Origin of the sequence: Rhodococcus sp. DT1, from assembly GCF_049844875.1 — a bacterium.
Taxonomy (GTDB): Bacteria; Actinomycetota; Actinomycetes; order Mycobacteriales; family Mycobacteriaceae; genus Rhodococcus.
In genome coordinates, this window is the sequence record NZ_JBNCLW010000014.1 from 1 (window position 1) to 467 (window position 467).

The window sequence follows — 467 nt, forward strand, 5'->3', positions numbered from 1 at the left end:
CTGCTGGTGGGGATGTATGCGATCGTGCGGGCGGGCGGCGCCTATGTGCCGATCGATCCGGATCAGCCTGCCGAGCGGAATGGTTTCATTGTGGAGTCGGTGTCGCCGGTGTTGGTGGTGTCGACGTCGCGGGACGGGTTCGAGCTTCCCGGTTCCGATTCCGGGTCCGGGTCGGTGCCGGTGGTGTCGATCGACACGCTGGATCTTTCGAGCGTTGCGGCCGGTCCGGTGTCCGATGATGAGCGGATTGCGCCGGTGCGGCCGTCGAATACGGCGTATGTGATTTTCACGTCGGGGTCGACGGGCCGGCCGAAGGGTGTGGCGGTCTCGCATGGGGCGATTGTCAATCGTCTCGAGTGGATGCAGCACGAATACTCGCTCACCCGAGATGATGTGGTGTTGCAGAAGACGCCGTTTACGTTCGATGTGTCGGTGTGGGAGTTTTTCTGGCCGTTGGGTGTGGGTGC

Annotated in this window: 1 protein-coding gene; it reads left to right on the top strand. The window is 63.0% G+C overall.

Going from position 1 to position 467, the window contains the following annotated elements; genetic code table 11:
* On the top strand, nucleotides 1-467 hold a 467-nt coding region (locus tag ACLQ3J_RS20915), incomplete at both ends, for an AMP-binding protein (RefSeq protein WP_425904301.1).